Source organism: Pantoea sp. WEP (genome assembly GCF_041678305.1).
In the GTDB taxonomy this organism is placed as follows: domain Bacteria; phylum Pseudomonadota; class Gammaproteobacteria; order Enterobacterales; family Enterobacteriaceae; genus Pantoea; species Pantoea dispersa.
In genome coordinates, this window is record NZ_JBGNXB010000001.1 from 3,533,049 (window position 1) to 3,551,169 (window position 18,121).

Consider the following 18,121-nt stretch of genomic DNA (forward strand, 5'->3'; position numbering starts at 1 on the left):
AAGAAGGAAGACCTATGCAGCTAAACCTTACCGGACTGAATGTTGAGATAACCGACCCACTGCGCGAATTTGTAAATAACAAATTTGCCAAACTGGAACACTATTTTGATCGTATCAATCAGGTTTATATTGTTCTGAAAGTGGAGAAGGTGACGCAGATTGCGGAAGCAACCCTGCACGTCAACGGCGGGGAGCTGCACGCCACATCGGAAGCGGAAGACATGTATGCGGCCATCGACGGGCTGATTGACAAGCTGGCCCGTCAGCTGACCAAACACAAAGACAAACTGAAAAAACACTAACCTTCACGCTTGCAGAGTGCTGACGGGTTCAGCACTCAGAGGAGAAATGGGGCGGGTCACCGCCCCGTTTTGTCATCTGCGCAAGCGCCTGCAGTCACCTGCCCTGCCCGTTCGCGGTGTCCCGGTACGTGCCTTACGGCTATGTGAACACGCAAGTGAAACGATGATGAACAACGATCTGACACTGGAATTGAGCGCGGTCCTTTCGCTGGACTGCACCCGCAGCGGCGTACACTGCCAGAGTAAAAAGCGCGCGCTGGAAATTATCAGCGAGCTGGCCGCTAAGCAGCTCAATCTGCCGCACCAGACGCTTTTTGAAGCCATCCTGACCCGTGAACGCATGGGAAGTACCGGCATTGGTAACGGCATCGCCATTCCGCACGGCAAGCTGGAGGAGGATACGCTGCGCGCCGTTGGCGTGTTTATCAGCCTCGACCAGCCTATCGCCTTTGACGCCGTCGACAACCAGCCGGTTGACCTGCTGTTTGCCCTGCTGGTGCCCGCAGACCAGTGCAAAACCCATCTGCACACCCTGTCGCTGGTGGCGAAACGCCTGGCGGATAAAACCGTCTGCCGCCGTTTGCGCGCGGCACAGAGCGATGAAGAGCTCTACGCCATCATTACAGAAGCTCAGGAAGATCACGCTTAAGCGACAGACACTTTTACCGGCCTGCGTGCCGGTTTAACACGGGAGAAATGTGATGGTGCTGATGATCGTTAGCGGTCGGTCAGGCTCAGGAAAATCAGTCGCGCTGCGCGCCCTCGAGGATATGGGCTTCTACTGTGTCGATAACCTGCCGGTGGTGCTGCTGCCGGAGCTGGCGAACACCTTAACCGAGCGCAATATCTCAGCGGCGGTTAGCATTGACGTGCGCAACATGCCGGAATCACCGGAGGTGTTTGAGCAGGCACTGAACAATCTGCCGGAAGCGTTCTCGCCACAGCTGCTGTTTCTGGACGCCGATCGCAACACGCTGATCCGCCGCTACAGCGACACGCGCCGCCTGCATCCGCTCTCCAGCAAAAATCTGTCGCTGGAAAGCGCCATTGATGAGGAGAACGATCTGCTGGAGCCGCTGCGCTCGCGTGCCGATCTGATCATCGATACCTCAGAGATGTCGGTGCATGAGCTGGCAGAAATGCTGCGCACGCGCCTGCTGGGCAAGCGTGAGCGTGAACTCACCATGGTGTTTGAATCCTTCGGCTTCAAGCACGGTATCCCGATCGACGCTGATTACGTGTTTGACGTGCGTTTTCTGCCCAACCCACACTGGGATCCGAAGCTGCGTCCGATGACCGGGCTCGATCGTCCGGTGGCGGCCTTCCTCGATCGTCACACCGAAGTGCACAACTTTATCTACCAGACGCGCAGCTATCTCGAGCTGTGGCTGCCGATGCTGGAAACCAATAACCGCAGCTATCTGACTGTGGCGATTGGCTGTACCGGCGGTAAGCACCGTTCGGTCTACATTGCCGAACAGCTGGCAGACTATTTCCGTTCGCGCGGTAAAAATGTGCAGTCCCGTCATCGCACCCTGGAAAAACGCAAATCATGACCGTGAAGCAAACCGTTGAGATTCGAAATAAGCTGGGTATGCATGCGCGCCCGGCGATGAAGCTGTTTGAGCTGGTGCAGAGTTTTGATGCGGAAGTGCTGCTGCGTAACGAGGCCGGTACCGAAGCCGAAGCCAGCAGCGTGATTGCGCTACTGATGCTCGACTCCGCTAAAGGCGGTCATATCGAAATCGAGGCCAGCGGCCCGCAGGAAACCCAGGCGCTGGCCGCGGTCATTGAGCTGTTTGAAGCCGGTTTTGACGAAGATTAACCGCGTCAGTGCAGCTGGTAACGGTTGAGGAAGCCCTCGCCGCCCAGCTGGCGCATCTGGCGCATAATCCACTGCTGGCGCTGACGAATGTAGCCGGACGGTGCATCCGCGCGGAAGCGAATCGGATTCGGCAGCACCGCCGCCAGCAAAGCGGCTTCCGCCATGCTCAGCCGGCTGGCAGGCTTGTGGAAATAGCGCTGCGATGCCTCTTCCACACCAAACACTCCATTACCGAATTCCGCAATATTCAGGTACACCGTCAGAATGCGGCGTTTGGTCCATACCGTTTCCAGTCCCACCGTCAGCCCGGCCTCCAGCCCTTTGCGCACCCAACTGCGGCCATCCCACAAGAACAGGTTCTTCGCCGTCTGCTGAGACAGCGTTGAAGCGCCGCGCATCCGTTCGCTGCCGTCATTGTCCAGCACCTGCTGAATGGCATGCACGTCAAAGCCCCAGTGCTCGGGGAATTTTTGATCTTCCGAGGCGATCACCGCCAGCGCCATCCACGGTGAAATCTCATCCATTCCCACCCAGTCTGAATGCGCGACATAATCGAAGCGTCCGCTGAACCACGCGCCAAGCTGCCGCTCCACCATTACCGCCGAAAACGGCACCGGCAAAAATGCGAACAGCACAATGCCGGCCAGCCACAGACCCAGCCATGCCAGAAGCACCCTGCCAGCCAGCCGCTTCAGGCGCTGGACCTTCTTCCCTTTACTCTTACTCATGCAATCGTCTCTTACCGGTTCCCTGGATTAATCAATTACTCAGGTCATGATTTCAAATAGCGGTGATGCAAGCCGGAATTTTATCTCTGCAGCATCGCGACCACCAGCCAAACTCATTGCGCGGGCAACCATCGTTCCTCTATTAGAGCCAGTCGCATCAAGCACTTCCGGCAAAAAGGAATCGGTTCCATGCAGAAAAATCGCGCAGCGCGCACAGGCATAAATACTTAACCGATTGTGATACCGCTCACGTTAAACCTTTCACGATGTTTAACTATCATCTTTAGTAGTCAGTGAAGATGTTCATTGACAACCGAGACCATTCTGAAAAACACGGCGCAAATAGCGACAATTACGCTTCAGACCAGGGCGCAACCTGTAAAACGTTTTACCGCCCATCCGGTTTACGCTAACCGTTCAATGCCCGAACTGGAACTTTCAGCCGGGGGTTTCCAAAACGTTTTGGATAACCGCCACAAAATCTGGTTATTCATTATTAGAATCAATAACATGAGCATAAAAAAGACCGTTGCGCTGCGCTTTTTGCCGTTTCCCTTCGCCGCACAGCGCTTTCCGGACCGCGACTGTGGGAAAACCAGGCAAAAAAGCGCACATTTGCTCAAAAATAGTGCAATACGCCAAAGAAATTGATTCCTTGCTTGACTGTGTCAGCAAATTAATGTTTTCTGTATTTAAACGCTGCTCAACATCACACAATTTAATGAATCTTGTCACAAGCTGTGGCGAATTTGCTAAGGTGATTTTGAAGCGTTAACCAATACCACGCTGTTGCTTTTGTATTCGATTTCTAATAATAGCAGCAGCGCCCATTTCCCTGGTGTTGGCGCAGTATTCGCGCACCCCGGTTTCGACTGGGGTCATTTTTTTTCTGGCCCGCGCTATTTTTCCCGCTCCGCAACCCAGTTCCGTAATACTTCAACGTCGTGCCGCCACTCGTGCTTCAGCTCGTCGACCCACTCCTGCACGTTATCCCACCAGGCCGGCAATTCCGGTGACTGAATCTGTTTCGCCAGCTTCTGCAGATGCAGCAGGCCGACGGAGCCCGCCGCGCCTTTGATCTTGTGCCCCTCTTCGGCGATGCCCTTCTGGTCACGCGCCATCATGTTGGAGTCCAGCACCTCAAGATAACCCGGCATCATCTGCTCGAACATCGTCAGGCTTTGGGTGATCAGCCCCGGACCAACCAGCTCGATATACTGCTCCAGCATGTCGACATCCAGCAGCGTGCGTGACTGTTCCGCGTCGGCGTCACTCACCACCGCTTCCGCTTCGGCTTGGTAATCCCAGAATTTCTTGATCATCGCGGTCAGCGCCGGCACCGCCAGCGGTTTGCTCAGCACATCGTCCATGCCGGCATCGAGATACTCTTTTTTATCCTTCAGCACGTTGGCAGTCAGCGCCACCAGCGGCGGCAGCGTCACGCCGGCGTGCTGCTGATGAATGGCGCGCGACACATCGAGGCCAGTCATGTCCGGCAGCTGGATATCCAGCAGCACCAGGTCGAACTCCTGCGGATCGAACATCGCCAGCGCCTCACCGCCGGTCATCGCCACCTCCACGCTGCAACCCAGCTTCTCCAGTACCGAGCGCGCCACAATCACGTTGAGCTCGATATCTTCTACCAGCAGCACGTGCAGCGCCGGCAGCGGCATGCTGTCGTCCTGATCCTCATCTTCCACTTCATCCGCCACGCGCGGCGCGTGGATTTCCACGGTAAAGCACGAGCCCTGACCCGGTGCGCTGCTGACGGTGATATCGCCGCCCATCGCCTGCGCCAGCCGGCGTGACACCGCCAGGCCAATCCCGGTGCCGGTGGCCGGTTTACCGCCGTGCTGATCTTTCACCTGGTAATACATGGCGAAGATTTTGTCCTGCTCTTCCTGCGGAATGCCCATCCCGGAGTCCTGCACCTCAAAGTGCAGCGTTTCGTCCTGGCGATAGGCGACGCGCACCACGATTTCGCCCTGCCGGGTAAACTTCACGGCATTGCCGATCAGGTTCCACAGAATCTGGCGCAGGCGCGTGCCGTCGGCGGAGATCTTGTGCGGCAGCGGCAATTCCGGTGCCATGACGAACTTCAGCCCTTTCGGCTGCGCCAGCAGGCCGGAGAGGTTTTCCAGGTCGGCGAGGAAGCCGGTGAAATCCAGCGGCTGGTTATCCAGCTGCACTTTGCGCCGCTCAATCTTGTCGACTTCGATCACATCATTAAAGATATTGCCGAGCGTGATGGCCGAGACGTGAATGGTTTTCAGGTACTTCAGCTGCTCCTGGTTGAGATCGGTATCCAGCAGGATGCGGCTTAACCCGACGATGCCGTTAAGCGGCGTACGCAGCTCGTGGCTGATGGTGGAGATAAAGGTGGTCTTTTCACGGCTGGCGTTCTCCAGCGCGTCCTGATAGCGCTTACGCTCGGTAATATCGCGTCCGAAGCCCATCAGGCCGCTACGCTTACCGACGCGGTCGTAATACGGCACTTTGCGGATTTCAAAGCAGGCTTTGCGCCCGTCCGGATACTGCAGCCACTGTTCATAGGTGAGCGACACATTGTGGCGAAACACCTTCTCATCGGTCTCCAGCACTTTGGTGGCGGCATCTTCGTCATAAATGTCGCGCGGCGTCAGGCCAATCAGCTGCTTCTCGCTCAGGCCGGTGAGCAGTTCCATGGCGCGGTTACAGCCGGAGAACTGTTTGTCGATGTTGCGATAGAACACCAGGTCGGGCGAGGCGTCGAGGAACGAACGCAGGAAGGAAGATTGCTGCTCCAGCTCAATCTGCGCCTGTTCACGCCGCGTCATCTCTTCGCGCAGCTTATCCATCACCTGCTCGCGCGCCTGCTCTGCTTTAATACGGTCGCTGATTTCCTGGTTCAGCTGGCTGATGGTCTCTTTCATCTGCTGATTCAGTTCAAGGTCGCGCGTGCGCATCTCCTCCAGCTTGTCCACCAGCTTCGACAGCCGCTGGCGCGACTCCTCCAGCTGATCGACCACCACGGAGAGAAAGTAGACCGCCCATGGGGTAATCAGCAGGCCAAAAAACACTGAACGCACCACGTCGATACTTTCAACGTGGCCACGCAGCACCATGGTGACCGCCATCTGCACCACCATTGCCAGCACCACCAGCGCCGAAGCCAGCAGCAGCGAAAACCGCACCAGCCCGAGCTTGACCATTAAATCCACGTAGTACTGTGCTAAAAGACGAATCTGTTTCATTACGCGCTCCCTGAACGAATCTGGCTCATCATAGCGTAATTATCCGCGCGCTGCGCCGCCGCACGCGCCGTGCGGACTGACTTTACGCCCTGTTATGGTGCAGCAGCGCGGCGTTTCGCCGACGTTCGCGGCTTTATGCCTAAAGCGCTTGACTAATTCTGCCAACTGAATAATCTGGAGGGCCGCGCTTTTGCGGGTCCCGGTGCCGCGTGCCCGGCGCATCCGCTTTCTGCAGCCATCCCTCCTGATGGTTGCCTTCCGTTATTGCATATCCATTCAGCTTAAGTGCTGTTTTAATCACACCCTGGTTAATTAATTTTACTAATGGCAACCGCGTTTTGATTCAAATGTTCCGCCATAAGAAAAACAGATACATGCTGTGCACGAAACGGTCCAAACAGAATTTTGTGCTGGCATCCCCATATTCAACAGCATGGTCTGGAAATATGAGGCCGATCACACAGTGAGACGGCTCACACTTCATAAGGGAATCAGAAAGGTCAGATTGACATATATTTACGTAATAAAAACATAATAATCATACAGTTAAATTGCAAAAAGGCTGATTAACCGTAATAAAGCTGGCTATTTGACCTGAGTTCGCTTTCCCGATAAGTTGGAATTCCGCTGGATGCTTTCCAGTCGGGACTGTGTCTCGGCATATCTATGCAGCAAGAAGACTCCCTCTGGATGCAAGTTATCTCCCTTAGAGACCGGATTTTATGGACAGCCAATCAAGGACGTAAATCAGTGCCTTGATTGTCGTTGTCCGGTGTTGCGACGTCCGCGTAAAAGCGCGCGAAAACAAATTGATACAGCACGCAGCAGCGCTCTGTGCCTGAAATAATGCAGGTAATGTCTAAAGCAGTTTAAGGAGACCCTCAATGTCCACTCAACAACCTAACCCCTGGGGTTTGTATGATCCATCAGCAGGAAGCGACAGCTGTGGTGTAGGTTTCATTACCCGCAAGGACGGCGAGCAGACCCATGAAATCCTGCAGATGGCGCATAGCGCCCTGTGCACGGTACCGCACCGTGGCGGGATGTCTGCAGAGGGTGTGGGCGATGGTGCAGGCGTTAACGTTGACCTCTCCCTGAACTTCTTCCGTAAGCTGACCGGTCAGGCGCTGGAAGCGGGCCGCTTTGGCGTGGGCAACTTCTTTGTGCCAAAAGATGCGGCGCTGCGCGCGAACGCAGAGCGTCTGGTTGAAGAGACGCTGGCCGCTTACAACTTCCCGGTGCTGCTGAAGCGTGATATGCCGCTGGACAACAGCGTCACGCGCCCGGCCGCACAGCAGTTCCAGCTGCCGATCGTGCAGTGGGTGTTTGCCGCACCGCAGGACGTTACCGAGCAGAGCGACTTCGAGCGCCACATTTACCGTGCGCTGCTGGACATCGAAGCACGCGCCTTTACCGAAAGCGAATTCGGCGGTCTTTATCCGCTGTCGCTGTCGTCGCGCACTCAGGTGTTCAAAGCCCGCCTGAACTCCAACGAAGTGATCCCTTACTTCAAAGATCTGACCGATCCCGATCATCAGGTGCGCGGACTGTTTTTCCATACCCGCTTCTCCACCAATACCGATCCGCATACCACGATGGCGCAGCCGTTCCGCCTGATGGCGCACAACGGTGAGCTGAACACGGACCGTAAAAACCGCATCGCGGAAGCGGCACTGATGCTGGCGCGCGGCAAAAAGATCGTGCGGCCAAAAGGCCAGTCTGACAGTTCGCGTCTCGATCAGAGCATCCACAGCCGTCTGATGGAAGATAACCTCGATCTGATCAACGCCGTGGTTTCAATGATGCCGCCGGCGTGGGAAAACGACACCTCGCTGTCAGCTGAAGTGCGCGCCATGCTGGAATACTTCTCGCTGTATGAAGAGAAGAACGACGGCCCCGCCGCGCTGATCTTCGGTAACGGCGAAGTGATTGGCGCACGGCTGGACCGTCTTGGTCTGCGTCCGCTGCGCTCCGTAGAAACCGCTGAATACATCGGTGCGATGTCAGAAGCCGGCCAGATCGCCTTCCCACCGGAGAGCGTGCTGCGCCGTGGCCGTATCGAAGCTGGCGGCATGCTCTATTACGATCACAAAGAGAAACGCTCTTACACCACCGTGCAGGCGCTGGAAAAGCTGGCGGCAGAAAAAGATTATCTCTCCCTGGTGCAGGCGGCACGCGTTGAACTGCAGCAGCTGCCGGAAGTGCCGGCAGAGAAACTCGGCTCACCGCTGCGCTATCGCGGCGACCTGAAAACCTATCAGCGCTTTGTGGCTTACTACTACAACCAGGAAAGCTTCAAATTCATGATGGACCCGATGCTGCAAACCGGCGCTGAGAAGATCTCCGCGATGGGTTACGGCAACGCCATCAATGGCCTGTCCGATCATGAAGGCGGCATGGCGCACTACTTCTCGCAGCGCTTTGCACAGGTCACCAACCCGCCGCTCGACTCTATCCGTGAAGCGGACGGCATGACGCTGCGCGTGGCGCTCGGCGCCAAACCGCATCTCGGCCGCAGTAAAGGCCAGCAGATCATCGTGCCAAGCCCGATCCTGACGCACCTGGACATGCTGCGTCTGCGCGAGCAGAAAGTGGCGCCGTATGCGCGCTTCGAGATGCTGTATGAGCCGGTCATCGGTAAAGACATCGTCAGCCGCGCCGCCAACGCCAAAGCGCTGGAAAACGCTATCGATAACCTGGCGCAGCAGGTGGTGGATTTTGCCCGTCAGCAGGGCGGCATCGCGGTGATCACCGATCGCCATATCTCGTCAACCCATGCTGCCATTCCGATGCTGCTGATGGTGTCGGCCATCAACCAGCGTCTGGTGCAGGAAGGCCTGCGTCTGGATGTGTCGCTGGTGGTCGAGAGCGGCCAGAGCATCTCCTCACACCATATCGCCGCCACGCTCGGCTTCGGCGCCTCTGCCGTGTATCCGCTGGGCGTACAGATGCGTGCAGAAGAGAAGTTTGGTGAAGGTGAAGAAGGCAACAAAGCGTTCAAACGCTATGCCAAAGCGGCAGAAAAAGCGCTGATGAAAACCATGGGCAAAGTGGGCCTGTGTACCGTTGAGAGCTACAGCTGCGGTGAGTTCTTCGAGCCGAACTTCCTCGATACCGAAGATCCGGTGCTGAAGAAATATTTCCCGAATATCAAAACCCCGGTGGGCGGCGCGGGCTTCCCGGCCATCGCGCAGATGGCGGTGGACTGGCACCAGAGCGCGCTGAAAATTCAGGGCGAAGCCGAAGTGCCGCTGCTGGGTCTGTTTAAAGAACGTGCCGAAGGCGCGGGCCACTCGTACGGCACCATCGCGGTGCGTACCTTTATTGATATGACAGAGCAGCCGATTCGCTTCGCTGACAAAGCGCGCGAAGAGGACAATTTTATCCGTCTGATGACGCTGGCCAGGCTGGACAACGCGTTCAGCATCAAAGCCGAGTCGTTTAAAGACAGCAGCTTCGAGCGCATCCCGAATGCGGTGATCGACAGCTTTGCTATCACGCCGGATTACCGTCAGTTCTCCAGCCTGATGCACGCTGAGCGTAAGCGTCGTCCGGCGGCGCTGCGCGACATCCTCGCGCTGCCGTGCGATCTGACCCACGTGGACAGCGAAGCCGAATTTGGCCGCAAGCTGGGCCGCTACTCGCTGGTTAACAACGGCTTCGCCATTCGCGGCCTGCGCTGTGAAGCGGTGAACGGCAGCCTCAACCAGTTTGAGCTGCGTCTGATTGATGCCATTGCCGGCCTGAAGCCGGAGAGCGAGCGTCTGGCCGCGCTGTCACGCGCGCTGAAAACCCGCTTTAACGATGAGATCGAAAGCAGCAGCATCACTGAAGGCGTGTTGCACATTACCGCTTACGGTCAGGCAGCAGACTATCTGGCAAAAATCTTTACCGCGCTGCCTTCGCTGCCGCTGGAAGAGATCCAGCCGGCGCACGAAATCACCCGTACCTTCGCCTCAGGCGCCATGAGCCACGGCGCGCTGGTCGCGCCGGCGCACGAAGCGGTGGCGCACGGCACCAATATGGTGGGCGGAATGAGTAACTGTGGTGAAGGTGGCGAACACTATTCACGCCACGGCACCATTCGCGCATCGCGCATCAAACAGCTGGCGTCCGGTCGTTTCGGCGTGTGGGCGGCTTATCTGGCCGACCCGATGCTGGAAGAGCTGGAGATCAAAATTGGCCAGGGCGCTAAACCGGGCGAAGGCGGTCAGTTGCCTGCACCGAAAGTGACGGTGGAGATTGCGGCCGCGCGTGGCGGTACGCCGGGCGTTGAGCTGGTATCACCGCCGCCGCATCACGATACTTATTCTATCGAGGATTTGGCGCAGCTGATCCACGACTGTAAAGCGGCACGCGTGCGCGTTATCGTCAAACTGGTGTCGTCTGAAGGCATCGGTACTATCGCAGTCGGCGTGGCAAAAGCCGGCGCAGACGTCATCAACGTCGCCGGTAACACCGGCGGCACCGGCGCGGCGTCGGTCACCAGCCTGAAATACACCGGGCGCGTGGCGGAAATCGGTATCGCCGAAGTACACCAGGCGCTGTGCGCTAACGGGCTGCGTGACAAAGTGCAGCTGCGCTGTTCCGGCGCACAGCAGACCGGCAGCGATGTGATCAAATCAGCGCTGCTCGGCGGCGACAGCTTCGAGTTTGGCACCACCGCGCTGATGATGCTGAAATGCGTGATGGCGAAAAACTGCAACGTCAAATGCCCGGCTGGCCTCACCACTAACGCTGAAGCCTTCGATGGCGATCCGCGTCAGCTGGCGCAGTATTTTATCAACGTGGCGCAGGAAGTGCGTGAGTTCCTCGCACGCCTCGGTCTGCGTTCGCTGCGTGAAGCGCGCGGCCGCTCTGACCTGCTGCATCTGATGGATCATCCGCTGGAAGTGGGCAAACTCGATCTGCGCGCCATGCTGACCGTGGTGCCGGAGCAGAAGATCGCTCAGCCAGTGTATCTGGAAAAAGATTTCGAGCTGGACGATGGCTGGGTAGACGAGCTGAAAGCGCAGCTGGTTGATGCCGCCCGCCGCGAGATTACGCTGGGTAACGGCGTGACGCTGAACAACCGTAACAAGAGCGTTGGCGGTCAGCTGGCGATCGATATTGAGCGCATGCTGAACCACGAGCTGTCGGCGCAGCAGCTGGCCGCGCTGCCAGCGGTACTGCAGGATGACCGTGGCCGGAAATATCTGGCACCGCGCACAGTGCAGGTTGATACCCGCGGGTCAGCCGGTCAGTCATTTGGCGCGTTCTGCAACGACGGCATGCAGATGAAGCATTACGGCACCTGTAACGATGGCGTCGGTAAAGGTCAGTGTGGCGGCGAACTGGTGGTGATGTCACCGGGCGGCGGCGCACAGGACAGCGACGGCAACGTGCTGATCGGTAACTTTGCGCTGTTCGGCGCGACCGGCGGTCGTCTGTTTGTTCAGGGCCAGGCCGGTGACCGTTTCGCCGTGCGTAACTCGGGCGCCACCGCGGTGGTTGAAGGCGTCGGCGACTTCTGCTGTGAATACATGACCAATGGCGCGATTCTTAACCTCGGCACCTTTGGTAAAGGTTTCGGTAACGGCATGAGCGGCGGCTTCGCCTATCAGTACGATCCGTACCGTTCCCTGGCCGCGCACGCCGCCGGTGATTCGGTGCTGTTCGGCTCCATCGCTGACGAAGACGAAATGGCGCAGGTGCACAAGCAGGCAGTGCTGACCATGCTGCACTGGCACCTCGAAGCTACCCAGTCGCCGCGCGCGGCGTGGCTGCTGGAGAACTGGGAAACCGAGTGTCAGCACTTCGTTTATGTGATGCCGCGCTCGCTGCTGCTGTATCAGGATGGCGGCGAAATTCTGAAAGCGAAAACGCGTAAGGATCTGCTGGAAGAGCTGTCCACGTCGCTGGCCGCGCATCAGGTTGCCAAGTTCAAATCAGCCTGGCGTGCGGGCAAAACCATCGCCGACGGTGCGGTACCGGCCTACGGCGCGACCGATACGCAGGAGATGTTTGTTCTGCTGAATAACTACACCGTTCTGAGCTTCGCGCAGCAGCTGGCGCTGGGCAAACTGCCGAAAGGCACAGCGGTGGAAGATGCGGCAGTCGAGAAAGCGGTTCGCAACCTGCTGATGACCGAAGATTTCGCGCTGGTCAGCAAGCTGCAGCGTCATGCCCGTGCGGCCATTGAGAACTACAGCGATGATGAGCTGGCAAGCCTGATCGCCGCCAAGCGTATGTCGGATTACAAAGCCGCGCTGACGCAGCGCAACATTCGCTCCATGGACAGCCTGGCAACCTATGGCTGGATCATTTATCAGGACGCCTGCAACCGTGAGGTGCTGGGCCATCTGCCTGATTTTGAAGAGCTGTTTGCACGCGCCGCACTGCCAGAGATTGCCGCCGCGGTCGGGAAACTCTCCTGATTGCGCTGCGAAAGAAGATTGATGACGATAAAACGGTTTGAGTACTGATATCCATGAAGATTCCTTACATTCCTGAAGACGCGCCGTTTAACGGCGAACAGAAATACTGGCTGGCGGGGTTTCTCGCCGGTCTCCACTCGCGCCTGCTGGTATTAGAAGACAAGCAGACCGCACCGGCAGCGGGCGCCAGTGCCACCACCCAGCTGCATATTCTGTTTGGCTCCCAGACCGGTAACGCCGAAGCGCTGGCGCAGACCGCAGCCAAAGCGGCGCGCGCTAAAGGCCTGGTGCCGGTAGTGCAGGCGCTGGGTGAAGTGGATCTGGATGTGTTCGCCACCATGCGTCATGTACTGATCGTCACCTCCACCTACGGCGAAGGCGAAATGCCGGATAACGCACAGCTGTTCTGGCAGGCCATCTCAGCCAGCACCGCGCCGCGTCTGGAGCAGATGCACTTTGCCGTGCTGGCAATCGGCGATACCGGCTACGACGGTTTCTGCCAGGCCGGTAAGTTCATTGATATGCGCCTGGAGCAGCTGGGGGCGAAACGCGTGGTGGATCGCATCGACTGCGACATCGATTACGAAGAGCCTTCCAGCGAGTGGATTGGCAGCGCCATGCCACAGTTTGCCGCCAGCGCGGGCAGCAGCGGCACGGTGCTGGAGAGCGCGCCGGAAGCGCCGGTGATCCCGGGCAGCAACAAGCAAAACCCGTACGCGGCGGCGCTGGTGACCAATAAGCGTCTGTCCGGCGAGCAGTCCGCCAAAGATATCCGTCACTTCGAATTTGACCTGAGCGACAGCGGCCTGAAATACGAAGCCGGTGATGCGCTGGGCGTGATCCCGGTGAACGATGCCGGGCTGGTGAGCCTGCTGCTGAGCGAGCTGAAAGCCGACTACGAAACCCCAGTGCCGGGCTTTGACCGTAACCTCGGCGATCTGCTGACCTATCAGTTCGAGATTTCTGAGCCGTCGCGCAAGCTGATTGAGTGGGTCGGACAGCACACCACCAACCAGGAGCTGCTGCACGTCCTGCAGCACGACGATAAAGATACGCTGGCCAACTGGCTGTGGGGCAAAGATACGCTGGATCTGCTGCAGCTCGAGCTGAAGCGTAATCTGTCGGTGCCGGAGCTGGTGGCGATGCTGCGTCCGCTGCAGCACCGTGCTTACTCCATTTCGTCCAGCTCGAAGGCGCACCCTAACCAGGTCCATCTGACCATCGCTTCCGTGCGCTATCACAGCGGTGGCCGCGAGCGTAAAGGCGTGTGCTCAACCTATCTGGCTGAACGCGTGCGTCGCGGAGAGAAGCCGGCGATCTTTATTTCGCCGAACAAAGCGTTCCGCGTGCCGGCGAACAATAACGCCCCGCTGATCATGGTCGGTCCGGGTACCGGCATCGCGCCGTTCCGCGCCTTCCTGCAGGAGCGCCAGGCGACCGGTGCTGAAGGTAAAAACTGGCTGTTCTTTGGCGACCAGCATCAGGAACATGATTACATTTACGCGGATGAGCTGGCGGGCTGGCAGCAGAGCGGTCTGCTGACGCATCTCGACCTGGCCTTCTCCCGCGATCAGGAAGAGAAGATTTACGTGCAGAACCGCATGCTGGAGAAAGGCGCTGAGCTGTACGCCTGGCTGCAGGAAGGCGCCTACTTCTACGTCTGTGGCGATGCCTCACGCATGGCGAAAGATGTCGATGCCGCGCTGTATGAAGTGGTGCGTCAGTTCGGTGGTCTTTCCAGCGAGCGTGCCGCAGCCTATATCGATCAGCTGAAGAAAGATAAGCGTTACCTGCGCGACGTTTATTAAGATCGGTACAAAGGGAGCGCTACGCTCCCTTTGGTCTGCTGCGCACTAAGCCGCGCCGCGACACAGGCATAAAAAAACGGGCTAATCAGCCCGTTTTTTATTTTCCGCGATTTACTTCACTACGCGCAGTGAAGGACGTCCACCGCGCGGCGGCGGTTCATCATCCGGTGAAGAGTCGTCATCCGTCGCATCGTCCGGACGGTCACCATCAATCACCGACATCAGCGTCTCTTCCTGGCCGCCTTCCTGCTCGTCGCCGGACAGCTCATAAGCAGGCTCCGGTTCGAACATGGTGCCGGCGCCGTTTTCGCGCGCGTAAATCGCCAGCACCGCAGCCATCGGCACAGATACCTGGCGCGGCACGCCGCCGAAACGCGCATTGAAGCGCACCTGATCGTTGGCAAGCTCAAGGTTACCCACCGCGCGCGGCGCGATGTTCAGGACAATCTGTCCGTCACGAGCGTACTCCAGCGGCACCTGTACGCCAGGCAGATTGATATCCACCACCAGATGCGGCGTCAGCTGGTTGTCGAGCAGCCATTCATAAAAGGCCCGCAGCAGATAGGGACGGCGGGCAGTAAGTTGCGACATTTCCATAGATTAGCCCCGGGCTTGCAGGCGCATTTCACGTTCGGCTTCCGTCAAAGAAGCGAGGAAGGAGTCACGTTCAAATACGCGCGTCATGTAGCCTTTCAGCTCTTTCGAACCTGCGCCAGCCAGATCCACACCCAGTTGCGGCAGACGCCACAACAGCGGCGCCAGATAGCAGTCAACCAGGCTGAACTCTTCGCTCATAAAGAACGGCGTACGTGAGAACAGCGGCGCAATGGCCAGCAGCTCTTCGCGCAGTTGCTTGCGCGCGGCATCGGCTTCGGCACCGCTGCTGGTTTCAATGGTACGCATCAGGCTGTACCAGTCCTGCTCAATGCGGTGCATCATCAGACGGCTTTCACCGCGCGCGACCGGATAAACCGGCATCAGTGGCGGATGCGGGAAACGCTCATCGAGGTATTCCATGATGATGCGGGATTCATACAGCGTCAGTTCACGGTCGACCAGCGTTGGCACAGTGCGATACGGGTTGAGGTCAATCAGATCCTGCGGCAGATTATCCGTTTCAACCTGCTCGATCTCCACGCTGACGCCCTTCTCAGCCAGCACGATACGTACCTGATGGCTGAAAATGTCAGTCGGACCAGAAAACAGCGTCATTACCGAACGTTTGTTGGCAGCGACAGCCATGAAAACCTCCAAGTTTGTTCACAAAAAAATACTGCGAATAGCCAACCACGCGGCGACTCACCTGCTCATCAGATTCGCACACAGCCGGGCGTTACGGGCATTGTCCGGTCGTCCCGACAGGAGCAGTATGCACAACGCCGCGACTCGCGGGCGCAAAGTGTCAGTCAGTTTACCAGATTTTAAGCAGCTTGTGGGGCGGGGATAATCATTTGCGGGCAAAATGCGGGGAAAGCTCGCGTTTTTGCGCTGAAAAAGCCGCGATTCAGGCAATAAAAAACCCGCCGAAGCGGGTTTTTTGAGCCAATTGTAACTGCCGAAGCAGCCAGCAATTAACGCTTGGAGAACTGTGGACGACGGCGTGCTTTACGCAGACCGACTTTCTTACGTTCAACCTGACGCGCGTCACGGGTAACGAAGCCCGCTTTACGCAGTTCAGAACGCAGAGACTCGTCGTATTCCATCAGAGCGCGGGTGATACCGTGACGGATCGCACCAGCCTGACCAGAAATACCACCACCTTTAACGGTGATGTACAGGTCCAGTTTACCAACCATATCAACCAGCTCCAGCGGCTGACGCACGACCATGCGTGCAGTCTCACGACCGAAGTACTGCTCCAGAGAGCGCTGGTTAATGACGATGTTACCGCTACCCGGCTTGATAAAGACGCGAGCGGCAGAGCTTTTGCGGCGACCAGTGCCGTAGTTTTGAGTTTCAGCCATTGCCTATAATCCCGATTAAATGTCAAGAACTTGCGGTTGCTGCGCCGCGTGGTTGTGCTCGTTACCTGCGTAAACTTTCAGTTTACGGTACATAGCACGACCCAGTGGGCCTTTTGGCAGCATGCCTTTAACCGCGATTTCAATCACACGCTCAGGACGGCGTTCGATCATCTCTGCAAAGGTCGCTTGCTTGATACCACCGATGTGGCCAGTGTGGTGATAGTAAATCTTGTCGTTACGCTTGTTGCCGGTTACAGCAACTTTGTCAGCGTTCAGAACGATGATGTAATCACCGGTATCAACGTGCGGAGTGTATTCCGCTTTGTGCTTACCACGCAGACGGCGCGCCAGTTCAGTCGCCAGGCGACCCAGGGTTTTGCCAGTTGCGTCAACAACATACCAGTCACGCTGTACGGTTTCTGGTTTAGCTGTAAAAGTTTTCATTGAAAAGCTTACCCAAATAAAAGTTACACGTTGGTGAAATCCCAAACGCTAAGTTAACGATTGAGGCTCACACGACCAATTCGCCCAGCAAGCCCACCCCCTCAGGTAGAGTTACCGGATCACACAGTTTTCCGGGAAAAGAAAGCCTGTGCTGTAACGTGGGGTCGCAAGATTATAGAGAAGTCGAATCTAAAGATCGACTCTTTTTGCGCCCGAAGCGGTGATTTCTGTTTGCCCCTCAGGGCAGGTGCGGCAGGCGAAGATACTCCTCGCTCTGCATCTCCTGCAGGCGCGACAGACAGCGCTGATATTCGAATTTCAGCCGCGTGCCCTGATAGATTTCAAACAGCGAGGTTTCTGCCGCCACCACCAGCTTGACGTGGCGCTCGTAGAACTCATCCACCAGCGCGAGGAACCGCCGCGCCTGGTCTTCCGTTTTGTAAATCATCACCGGCACATCGTATAGCAGCACGCTGTGGAAGCGGCGCGACAGCTCAATGTAATCGTGCTGGCTGCGCCCTTCGCCACACAGCGCGAGGAAGTTGATGGCCAGTACGCCTTCATGAACGCCGAGCGTCGGCAGCTGGCGATGGTTAATCTCCAGCACCGGCGCGTCGGTGCGCGGTTTACCGGACAGCGCGCTGAACATGCGCTCCATCTCCGCGTGCGTCGCGTCGTTAAGCGGGAAATTCCACAGATGGGCCGATGTCAGGGTGCGCAGGCGATAATCAATGCCGGCATCGACATTCATCACATCGCAGTGGCGCTTGATCTGCTCGATAGCCGGCAGAAAACGCGCCCGCTGCAGGCCGTTGCGGTACAGCTCATCCGGCGGAATGTTGGAGGTCGCCACCAGCGTAATGCCGCGGGCAAACAGCGCTTCCATCAGCGTACCAAGCAGCATTGCGTCGGTGATGTCGGAGACGAAAAACTCGTCGAAACAGAGAATATCGGTTTCCGCTTTGAAACGGTCAGCGACAATCAGCAGCGGGTCGCTGTGGCCCTGCAGCTGCGTTAACTCTTCGTGCACGCGCAGCATGAAGCGATGGAAATGCAGACGCAGTTTGCGATCGCCAGGAATAGACTGAAAAAACAGATCCATTACCCAGGTTTTACCGCGTCCGACGCCGCCCCACATATACAGGCCACGCACCGGCGCTTCATGGCTCTCCGGCGCTTTATTCATCAGCTTTGATAAGCGGCCAAACAGCCCTTTAGCTGCCGGCTGCGGCTGCGGCTGGCGGGCAATCAGGCCTTGCTGAATGCGATCTAAACGGGTGATGGCGTCACGTTGTACATCGTCCGGACGAAACTCGCCCTGCGACAGCGCCTGCTCATAGCGCGCAAGCGGAGATGAGGTTTGCATGGTTCTCTCAGAATCCCTGAAAAAGTCCGATTCAC

Annotated in this window: 14 protein-coding genes; 7 read left to right on the forward strand and 7 right to left on the reverse strand. The window is 57.5% G+C overall.

Features of this window, described 5'->3' with window-relative positions; genetic code table 11:
• Positions 1-14: 14 nt before the first annotated feature.
• From hpf to npr, 4 genes are all read left to right on the forward strand, one after another.
• On the forward strand, positions 15-302 hold the full coding sequence (gene hpf / locus ABVR31_RS16545; protein ID WP_010618250.1) for a ribosome hibernation promoting factor: 288 nt from the start codon (positions 15-17) through the stop codon (positions 300-302).
• Positions 303-468: 166 nt separating this feature from the next.
• Positions 469-951 carry a PTS IIA-like nitrogen regulatory protein PtsN gene (gene ptsN, locus ABVR31_RS16550; RefSeq protein ID WP_031279741.1) on the forward strand — a complete coding sequence of 161 codons (483 nt, stop codon included), beginning with the start codon at positions 469-471 and terminating at the stop codon, positions 949-951.
• A 52-nt stretch (positions 952-1,003) separates the two neighbouring features.
• A complete protein-coding gene (gene rapZ, locus ABVR31_RS16555) occupies positions 1,004-1,858 on the forward strand; it encodes an RNase adapter RapZ (protein WP_021507744.1) in 855 nt (284 codons plus the stop codon).
• Positions 1,855-2,127, forward strand: a complete 273-nt coding sequence (gene npr, locus ABVR31_RS16560) for a PTS phosphocarrier protein NPr (RefSeq protein ID WP_058759594.1) — start codon at positions 1,855-1,857, stop codon at positions 2,125-2,127. The genes rapZ and npr overlap by 4 nt, the downstream gene beginning before the upstream one ends.
• A gap of 5 nt (positions 2,128-2,132) precedes the next feature.
• Here npr and mtgA read toward each other — a convergent pair whose 3' ends face one another.
• Positions 2,133-2,855 carry a monofunctional biosynthetic peptidoglycan transglycosylase gene (mtgA, locus tag ABVR31_RS16565; protein WP_372773513.1) on the reverse strand — a complete coding sequence of 241 codons (723 nt, stop codon included), beginning with the start codon at positions 2,853-2,855 and terminating at the stop codon, positions 2,133-2,135.
• A gap of 306 nt (positions 2,856-3,161) precedes the next feature.
• On the opposite strand from mtgA, the gene ABVR31_RS16570 reads away from it, so the two are divergent.
• Positions 3,162-3,506, forward strand: a complete 345-nt coding sequence (locus ABVR31_RS16570; protein ID WP_215800413.1) for a hypothetical protein — start codon at positions 3,162-3,164, stop codon at positions 3,504-3,506.
• Between the two features lie 248 nt (positions 3,507-3,754).
• On the opposite strand, the gene arcB is transcribed toward ABVR31_RS16570, so the two are convergent.
• A complete protein-coding gene (gene arcB / locus ABVR31_RS16575; RefSeq protein WP_058759597.1) occupies positions 3,755-6,088 on the reverse strand; it encodes an aerobic respiration two-component sensor histidine kinase ArcB in 2,334 nt (777 codons plus the stop codon).
• 884 nt (positions 6,089-6,972) lie between these two features.
• On the opposite strand from arcB, the gene ABVR31_RS16580 reads away from it, so the two are divergent.
• Together ABVR31_RS16580 and ABVR31_RS16585 are read left to right on the forward strand one after the other, a co-directional pair.
• Positions 6,973-12,504 (forward strand): glutamate synthase-related protein, encoded by a 5,532-nt coding sequence (locus tag ABVR31_RS16580; RefSeq protein ID WP_372773515.1) that lies wholly within the window; start codon positions 6,973-6,975, stop codon positions 12,502-12,504.
• A gap of 53 nt (positions 12,505-12,557) precedes the next feature.
• On the forward strand, positions 12,558-14,312 hold the full coding sequence (locus ABVR31_RS16585) for a sulfite reductase subunit alpha (RefSeq protein ID WP_058770697.1): 1,755 nt from the start codon (positions 12,558-12,560) through the stop codon (positions 14,310-14,312).
• Between the two features lie 111 nt (positions 14,313-14,423).
• Here the strand turns inward: ABVR31_RS16585 and sspB are convergent, their stop codons facing one another.
• From sspB to zapE, 5 genes are all read right to left on the reverse strand, one after another.
• Positions 14,424-14,909, reverse strand: coding sequence for a ClpXP protease specificity-enhancing factor (sspB, locus tag ABVR31_RS16590; protein ID WP_021507752.1), 486 nt, complete (start codon positions 14,907-14,909; stop codon positions 14,424-14,426).
• 3 nt (positions 14,910-14,912) lie between these two features.
• Complete coding sequence (sspA, locus tag ABVR31_RS16595; RefSeq protein WP_021507753.1) at positions 14,913-15,554, reverse strand: stringent starvation protein SspA; 642 nt, start codon at positions 15,552-15,554, stop codon at positions 14,913-14,915.
• A 329-nt stretch (positions 15,555-15,883) separates the two neighbouring features.
• The gene (rpsI, locus tag ABVR31_RS16600) at positions 15,884-16,276 is read right to left on the reverse strand and encodes a 30S ribosomal protein S9 (protein ID WP_021507754.1); all 393 of its coding nucleotides are present in this window, start codon (positions 16,274-16,276) and stop codon (positions 15,884-15,886) included.
• Between the two features lie 15 nt (positions 16,277-16,291).
• On the reverse strand, positions 16,292-16,720 hold the full coding sequence (gene rplM, locus ABVR31_RS16605) for a 50S ribosomal protein L13 (RefSeq protein ID WP_021507755.1): 429 nt from the start codon (positions 16,718-16,720) through the stop codon (positions 16,292-16,294).
• Between the two features lie 238 nt (positions 16,721-16,958).
• On the reverse strand, positions 16,959-18,086 hold the full coding sequence (gene zapE, locus ABVR31_RS16610; RefSeq protein ID WP_372773519.1) for a cell division protein ZapE: 1,128 nt from the start codon (positions 18,084-18,086) through the stop codon (positions 16,959-16,961).
• Positions 18,087-18,121 lie beyond the last annotated feature (35 nt).